This is a genomic window from Phormidium pseudopriestleyi FRX01 (genome assembly GCF_017313335.1).
Classification (GTDB): Bacteria; Cyanobacteriota; Cyanobacteriia; order Cyanobacteriales; family Laspinemataceae; genus Laspinema; species Laspinema pseudopriestleyi.
Genome location: NZ_JAFLQW010000355.1, coordinates 1 through 6,966, shown reverse-complemented (window position 1 = coordinate 6,966; position 6,966 = coordinate 1). Strand labels below are relative to the sequence as shown.

General features: G+C 46.9%; 11 protein-coding genes and 1 pseudogene. 8 read left to right on the top strand and 4 right to left on the bottom strand.

The genetic code is table 11. The features are described from left to right. From J0895_RS13345 to J0895_RS13330, 4 genes and pseudogenes are all read left to right on the top strand, one after another. Positions 1 to 248 (top strand): annotated as a pseudogene (locus J0895_RS13345) (Uma2 family endonuclease); the annotation flags it as partial. Between the two features lie 53 nt (positions 249 to 301). Then, on the top strand, positions 302 to 748 hold the full coding sequence (locus tag J0895_RS13340) for a Tse2 family ADP-ribosyltransferase toxin (protein ID WP_207088574.1): 447 nt from the start codon (positions 302 to 304) through the stop codon (positions 746 to 748). A 28-nt stretch (positions 749 to 776) separates the two neighbouring features. After that, complete coding sequence (locus J0895_RS13335) at positions 777 to 1,427, top strand: hypothetical protein (RefSeq protein WP_242541274.1); 651 nt, start codon at positions 777 to 779, stop codon at positions 1,425 to 1,427. Positions 1,428 to 1,663: 236 nt separating this feature from the next. Then, complete coding sequence (locus J0895_RS13330) at positions 1,664 to 2,236, top strand: pentapeptide repeat-containing protein (RefSeq protein ID WP_207088573.1); 573 nt, start codon at positions 1,664 to 1,666, stop codon at positions 2,234 to 2,236. An 82-nt stretch (positions 2,237 to 2,318) separates the two neighbouring features. Here the strand turns inward: J0895_RS13330 and bioU are convergent, their stop codons facing one another. Then, positions 2,319 to 3,335 carry a (S)-8-amino-7-oxononanoate synthase BioU gene (bioU, locus tag J0895_RS13325; protein ID WP_207088572.1) on the bottom strand — a complete coding sequence of 339 codons (1,017 nt, stop codon included), beginning with the start codon at positions 3,333 to 3,335 and terminating at the stop codon, positions 2,319 to 2,321. Positions 3,336 to 3,857: 522 nt separating this feature from the next. On the opposite strand from bioU, the gene J0895_RS13320 reads away from it, so the two are divergent. From J0895_RS13320 to J0895_RS13310, 3 genes are all read left to right on the top strand, one after another. Continuing rightward, positions 3,858 to 4,067, top strand: coding sequence for a DUF2997 domain-containing protein (locus tag J0895_RS13320; RefSeq protein WP_207088571.1), 210 nt, complete (start codon positions 3,858 to 3,860; stop codon positions 4,065 to 4,067). Between the two features lie 76 nt (positions 4,068 to 4,143). After that, positions 4,144 to 4,530 carry a DUF1257 domain-containing protein gene (locus J0895_RS13315; protein ID WP_207088570.1) on the top strand — a complete coding sequence of 129 codons (387 nt, stop codon included), beginning with the start codon at positions 4,144 to 4,146 and terminating at the stop codon, positions 4,528 to 4,530. Beyond that, positions 4,530 to 5,000 carry a ferredoxin gene (locus J0895_RS13310; protein ID WP_207088569.1) on the top strand — a complete coding sequence of 157 codons (471 nt, stop codon included), beginning with the start codon at positions 4,530 to 4,532 and terminating at the stop codon, positions 4,998 to 5,000. Before J0895_RS13315 ends, J0895_RS13310 begins: the two co-directional genes overlap by 1 nt. A gap of 91 nt (positions 5,001 to 5,091) precedes the next feature. On the opposite strand, the gene J0895_RS13305 is transcribed toward J0895_RS13310, so the two are convergent. After that, the gene (locus tag J0895_RS13305) at positions 5,092 to 5,349 is read right to left on the bottom strand and encodes a YiaA/YiaB family inner membrane protein (protein ID WP_340643509.1); all 258 of its coding nucleotides are present in this window, start codon (positions 5,347 to 5,349) and stop codon (positions 5,092 to 5,094) included. 86 nt (positions 5,350 to 5,435) lie between these two features. Between J0895_RS13305 and J0895_RS13300 the strand changes: the two genes are divergently transcribed. Further along, the gene (locus J0895_RS13300; protein WP_207088568.1) at positions 5,436 to 5,612 is read left to right on the top strand and encodes a hypothetical protein; all 177 of its coding nucleotides are present in this window, start codon (positions 5,436 to 5,438) and stop codon (positions 5,610 to 5,612) included. Positions 5,613 to 5,771: 159 nt separating this feature from the next. On the opposite strand, the gene J0895_RS13295 is transcribed toward J0895_RS13300, so the two are convergent. Both J0895_RS13295 and J0895_RS13290 read right to left on the bottom strand, forming a co-directional pair. Continuing rightward, positions 5,772 to 6,383, bottom strand: a complete 612-nt coding sequence (locus J0895_RS13295; protein WP_207088567.1) for a hypothetical protein — start codon at positions 6,381 to 6,383, stop codon at positions 5,772 to 5,774. A 178-nt stretch (positions 6,384 to 6,561) separates the two neighbouring features. After that, the coding region (locus J0895_RS13290) for a type II secretion system F family protein (RefSeq protein WP_207088566.1) at positions 6,562 to 6,966 on the bottom strand (405 nt) is incomplete at its 5' end.

Sequence of the window (6,966 nt, the reverse complement as noted above, 5' to 3'; positions counted from 1 at the left end):
TAGGAGAAAATCAGCGGTATCAACTGGAATCAGCCAATGAAGAAAACCGCTATTGGATTCCAGAAATGCAGCTATTTCTAGGAGTCTGGCAAGGACAACGAGAAAATCGTCCCGGATACTGGCTACGCTGGTGGGATGAAGCGGGAAATTTACTCTTGTGGCGTACAGAACGGATTGAACAGGAACGCCAACGGGCGGAACGATTAGTGGCTCAACTTCGGGCTGCGGGAATCGAACCGGAAGAGTAGTTTTAGATGGATTGAAATATTTAACTCTAATGAATATTGGATAATATTGAGTGATGGCAAAACTTTATTATCGGGGGATGGCGGCAGAAAATGGTAAGCCTAAAATAGGTCGCAGTGCTAAATTACTAGGGGTTAGACTTGGGAGGGACATAGATATTGAACAAATGCCTGCCGGGTATCTGAATAAGCAAGGCTATCTGTTACCCCAGTCAGAACGTCAGTTTGCAGGAGAACTTGTTGATGTTGCCATTGGGGGTCGAAAGGGACTGTCTGTTTTTCTTTCCATTGAAAGTTTACCTGCATTTCGCCGCCCTGCAAAATTTGGGGGGAGTGGAAAAGACCCCCTCTGGCAAATTGACGATAAAAATATTCGGGGGGATTTGGAGGCGCTTCAAGATAGCCCGACGCACGTGAGTATCGTGCCAAGTGTTACAATGTCTTTGGAACGGTATGAGGCAGCATTAGCCAATACCCAAAATGATTGGGAAAGAATTGATTAAAATAATCTGATTATAGGAGTCTCTAACAATGGCATTGATCTTCAGTTTGTCGGCAGAATGTGGACCGGATGAAAACAATGTAAATCTATTTAATCAACACTTTGAAAAAGTAAAATGGCTAGTTTCCGATCCTCGTCACTTTGCAAGAAAAAAATGGCTGCTTTCCGATCCTCGTCACTTTGCAAGAAGAGAATGGCTAGTTTCATATCCTCGTTACTTTGAAAGAAGAAAATGGCTAGTTTCATCTCATTGTAAATCTCGATATCAAACAGACATTTTTCAAGATATGGAAAAAAATTGGTGGTGTCGGGTTTGCGCCAACAATCTGAGTGAAGTGGGCATTACGACGCCTGAGAGTGCTTATATGATGACAGAATTAGGGATTCTCTTCTATCAAATTCTCCGGCTTACTGCTTCGTTTCGCTATGCTTTAGTTGGGGTGGAAGTTGATGAATTTAGGACTTATAGCGAGCTCATGGAAGATTTACCTGATTTATCAATCCCTGGATTGGTTTTAGCTCAAAATTTGACGGAAGGGGTGGAAACGATGCCCGGGTTTAAACCATTTAATTCTACTCATATTTGGCAACCCTACGAGGGAGAAACCTATACTCCTTTAAAGGTGGCGACGGACTTTAAAACCCAGCTAGATGAGCTTTTAACTTTAGCTACAATTTAAATAGCTACAATTTTAAAAGTCATACATCTTTGCGGGGGGTAACATTTCGCCGGACAGGTTTCCATTGCCTTTGTACCCCTCTCCTTGGAAACTCGGTTTCTTACAGAGTGGTTTTCTCGCCCTCCAACCCCTGCTCATCACAACCCCAACTGTTAGCCAAATATTAAACTTTGCCAAATAACTGCCTTATTCTGAGAAAATAGAAGAGTAAGCTGTCAAATAACCCCCTTAAAAATATGGATGCTAACGAACTACTAGAACGGTATGCTGCTGGAGAACGAGATTTTCGCGATACGGACCTGTTCCGGGCGGATCTGAGTAATGCGGAGTTAAGTGGTGTCAGTTTCTTTCGCACGAGCTTGTTTGGGGCGAATCTATTTCGGGCTAAACTGATTGGGTGTGATTTTTTCCGGTCTACCCTAATCGGGGCTAATCTCTATTGTGCGAATCTCAGTGGTGCAAATTTAACTGGCGCAAATTTGACTGGCGCGAATCTCAGTGGTGCGGATTTAAGTGGTGCGGACCTTACCGATGCAGATTTGGGCGGTGCAGACTTGAGTTATGCCACGTTGCATTATACGGACTTCACTGGTGCAAACTTGTTTCGAGCAATGATGGTGGATGCGAAGTTGAATCATGCCAAGTTGGTGCGGGTGCGCTTGCGGGGTGCGAATTTGAATGGTGCGATCGCAGAAGGAGCGATTTTGTCTAAGGTGATGGGGCTTTCGGAGGAGACGAAACAGGATCTGATTAATCGCGGTGCAGTGATGACGGAGTTGACAGAAGTGGTTCCCTCCCCGATCGCCTGACTTAATCCGACTCGGGGGCGATCGCACTTCAATACTCACCCGGCGATCGCCCCATCAGACTAAACCCGTCCCTCACTCACCCTTACTGGACAAACAACGGCATCACTTCCGCCGCTGTTAACAACCCGTAAATCCCCCGTTGGTGCAAGCGCATACCTGCTTTTAAATAGCCAAAAGCAGGGCCGCAAACATTCGCCGCCATACTGGTTTCATCCCCTAGGGTAAAGGTATGAGTGGAGATTTTACCCTCGAAAGTGCGACCAGTAATTTGCACATTGGTACTGAGTGGCTTTTTGGGATTGCGGGTATCCACAATACCGCCGACGGTGACGCGATCGCGCGAACAAATTCCCGCCAATTCCAACATGATATCATCGGCGTGTTCCATATTTTCCAAGGCCAATTTACCATCGGTGCGATCGAGCAACGCTTCCACTTCTGCATCAGTCATCGCCATCGCTTGGGCTACGGTATAACCTGGAATATGGGCAATATCTTCGCGAATCGTGGCGCGATAGGCTTCCCAGTTGGCAATCCCGACTCCAAAGGTAATTTTCACGCTGTGGATTTCGGCATAACTTTGGGCGGCTAAAGCAGCAGCAGCAGTCAATAAGCCAGGGGTGGCACCACAGCCCGTCATGTAGGTAATCCCGGCTTTTTGTAAGTCATCCTGGAGTTCGAGTAACTGTTCCACGGCGCTAGTGCGTTTCAGGGCATCTACTAAGACTCCACGCCATCCAGACTCAATAAATTGTCTCGCCACCGATGCCATGAAGGTATTAGGAAGATTCGGTAATGCCAAGAAATACCCATCCACCTCAGCTTGAGAAATTAATTCGGTGATGCTGTCATTGCTGAGGATGCCACTGGGTTCGAGGTAGCCGAGGGACCCCTGTTGATGGTAGGCGTTGATGCAGGCATCAGGATTTAAGCCTTGGGAATTGTAGGCGTATCCTTGTTTATCGGCAGCAGCCACCCAGAGGGTTTCGCGTTTGGGGGCGAGGATTCGGGCGGCAGCTTGTCCTAAGCCTCCAAACCCGAGAACACCGATGCGGAGGCGGGTTGGGGTTGGGGAGTGGGGGGTTTGCAGGTTACTCATGGGATTCCTTGAACTAAACAGATTATCATTATCTAACGGAAGTTGAGCCGCAACACGGTTTCTGGGGTGAGATGCGCGGGGATTTGTAAAGAATTATGAATGGAAGAACTGGGGCCAGACCTATCAAAAGTTTTATGGGGGAGCATCAATTGTGTCAATGTTTCCAGACGGTTGGTCCTAGATTAGCCGGGGGTGAAGCGGCCTAAGTGTAGAGCAACGGCGCGGATGGGGATGGGTTGAAAATAGCTGGGACTCAAACTGCTGCCCCTAAATATCCGGGAGATGGGCTCACTTGACGACTCTCTCAACTTAGGGGAAACTTAGCAGATATTGAGTAATTTACTCTAATCGGTAATAATTTTTGTTAAGGTATGACTCAATATAATTTGATTGGTCACAATAAGTTAACAGGACTTGCCAAGCTGGGCAGTCTAGGATCCCCGAATTGACCCAAAGGCATGACTGGCGGTGCTAGGGATGCCTGCGGATAAATTAAAACTACCTACAACGCAAACCAAAAGCATGGAAACACTCGAATTTGTCATCTACCCCGATGGTCGAGTGCAGGAAAAAGTCACTGGCATTGTCGGTGCATCCTGTGCAGAAGTCACAGCGGCGATCGAAGCCCAACTGGGACTGGTCCTGGTCCAGGAGAAAACTTCGGAACATTTTGCCCAAGTGGTAGAACTGTCCCAGACTGCAACCGCCCAGGCGAGTTGGAGTGATTGGTAAATTTTTCTAAAACTGCAATTTAATTGTTTCTTGTCCCATTACATTCACAATTGTCAGCACAAGAGAGTTATCAACTATGTCACATTTCAGCCAAATTAAGACCCAAATTCGCAATCTGAGTTCGTTGCAATCGGCGTTAACGGAGTTGGGAATTGAGTGGAAATCTGGTCCGACGGAGGTTCACGGTTATAAAGGGCTAACCCATAACGCCGAAGTGGCGATCGCCCAAGAGAATGGGTATGACATCGGTTTTACCTGGAACGGCCAAGAATATTCCCTGGTTGCTGATTTGCAATATTGGCAGCAACCTTGGACGGTGAATCGGTTTCTGAATGAAGTTACCCAGCGCTATGCCTATCACACCGTGGTGAATGAAACGGCGAAACAAGGGTTTCAAATTGCCGAACAACAAAAAAATGAGGATGGTTCGATCCGGGTTGTCTTGCAACGTTGGGCCAGCTAATGGAGGATTTTTCTGAGTTTTCAATCCCCGAAAGTCCGGACCGTTCGGGTCTCGAACCGGAGTTAGGTGGCGCGTTACGGGATGCCCCGGAACGTTCAGGTTTGGAGCCAGAGTTAGGCGGCGCATTGCGACAAAATGGCGTGTATGTGGACGAACTCACTTGCATTGGCTGCAAACATTGCGCTCATGTAGCGCGAAATACCTTCTATATTGAGGAGGATTATGGACGTTCTCGGGTGGTTCGCCAAGACGGAGACCCGGAGGATGTGATTCAAGAGGCGATCGACACTTGTCCGGTGGACTGTATTCACTGGGTGGATTACACGGAACTGAAACAACTGGAAAAAGAGCGACTGTATCAGGTGATTCCCCGGGTGGGATATCCGGTGGAACAGGCGGTTTCCATTGTGGGTATCCGCCATAAAAAAGAAGTGTCTAAGGGAAAAAAAAAGAAGCCAGTGAGCGACTAGAGGGGTGCGCTTGACTAACTTCAAGGAGGCGAAATTTTAATTCTTTTGCTTTGGTGAAGGGGTAGGAAGCGGCCCTATTTTCAAGAAAGCCTCAATGGTTGATGACTGTTGGGGCTTTTTTGCGCTTATGTTCGGTGAGGATTCGTTCGACTCGCGCTTCTTCTACTTTTGAGGTGAGTTTTTCGGCTTCATGGCGATCGCGCAGGGTTTTGGCGAGGCTAAACGATGAGCCGACGGTGAAGATGACACCCATTCCCATATAACCTTTGACCCAATTGGTAACGGGTAAATTGACAATCCCGACTCCTGTGGCGGTTAAGGCGATCGCAAAGGAAGCCCAAACTTGAATAACTCAGGCTGTTGTGTGTTGTTGCGAAGGAACTTTGTTCATAAAAAACACCCTCAATCTCTGGTTATCAGAGGTGTAAAAATCTGATGGTTTCCTGGACTTGTTTTGCTTGGTTCTATTGCATAAGGTTTGAAGAATTAGAAATCCTGTGCCAGTTTGAGAAGTGGTATCTAGGCGGGTTACGATTGTGCCACAAAAAAACCGATTGGGCGATCGCTAACTCCTCGGATTTTCCCGGCGATCGGGACTTGGAGGAGCCCTGATAAAATGGGTCTAAAACTTCTAGAAAGCTCTTGACAATTTTACCCACATCAGGTAATATTTATTCACTTAAAATTACAGAAAACTGCCATCATAACGGCACCTTAATAACCCTTGAGTACCCCCTATAATTCCCTATATCAGTGCAGGGGCAGCAACTCTTATTCAATGATTTCTTCTTCCTGGAAAATAAAAATATCTTCCACTTCCTCCTCAATAGGTTCCTCATCTTCACTCAACCCACTGAGGTTTTGCACCACGAAGGGGAGAGAAGCCCCTTTGAGACCGCGTTTAATGCGATCGGGGGTGTCATCAAACACCACAAACAATGGATAAATCGTATCCGACCCTTCCCCAATCATGTATTGGTAACGCAGAGGCATTAACCACTCGTAGGCATGAGATAACCACATTTGAGTTTGTCGCCAGCGGCGGAGTAAATCCGAAAAATCTTCTTCTGGACGATGAATAAACACAAAGATTTCCCCGCCCATTTTCACCTTCCAATCCGGGTCACACATCAAAATTGCGACATCGCAGGGTAAAGAAATCACATCACCGGAATTCGCGCTCAATCCACTAGGAGAATGGGAAGAGAGGGTTTCACGAATGCGGACATTGGGTAAGGGAATGGGAATGACACTTTCCTGGGGACGCCGCATACTTGGAATCATTTCCAAATAGGTGCGATACTGCCGAAGCAGGGCGATCGCACTGGCCCGATTGCTATAGTCAGCGAGTAACTGTTCGTAATGGTATTGTTTAAGAGACATTATTTTTCAAGACTTTTCAACTTCTGGATTGACCTAAACTGAGTCAGTATTCCAGTCAATGAGCCGTATCAAGAAACCGAAATCAGATTGAAAGCGGGGGAAAATAGCAATAAACTCCGCTAGTTCTTGGCATTTCAGGACAGGAATCGGTTCGTCAATCCAGCTCATTCCCCTCGGTTTATCCGAGTTTGTCAAACACAGCAAACATGGGCAGATACATAGACATCAAAATCGAACCCACCATTGCTGCAATACCCACCATCATAATCGGTTCCAGGGTACTGGTGAGACCTTTCACAGCTTGTTCAACTTCATCTTCATAAAAATCGGCGACTTTGGACAGCATCTTGTCCAGTTCCCCAGTTTCTTCTCCAATTCGCATCATTGAAATTGCCATTGGGGGAAAGATGTTTTCTCGCTCGAAGGCTTCCGTTAAGCTACCCCCTTGTTCAACCTCAGCCTTCCCATTATTAATAGCATTAGCAATCACCTGATTTCCGGCAGTACGGGCCACAATATCAAAGCAACTGAGCATCGGAACACCCGCGCCAGTCAACATGGAAAACGTGCCACAGAAACGAGC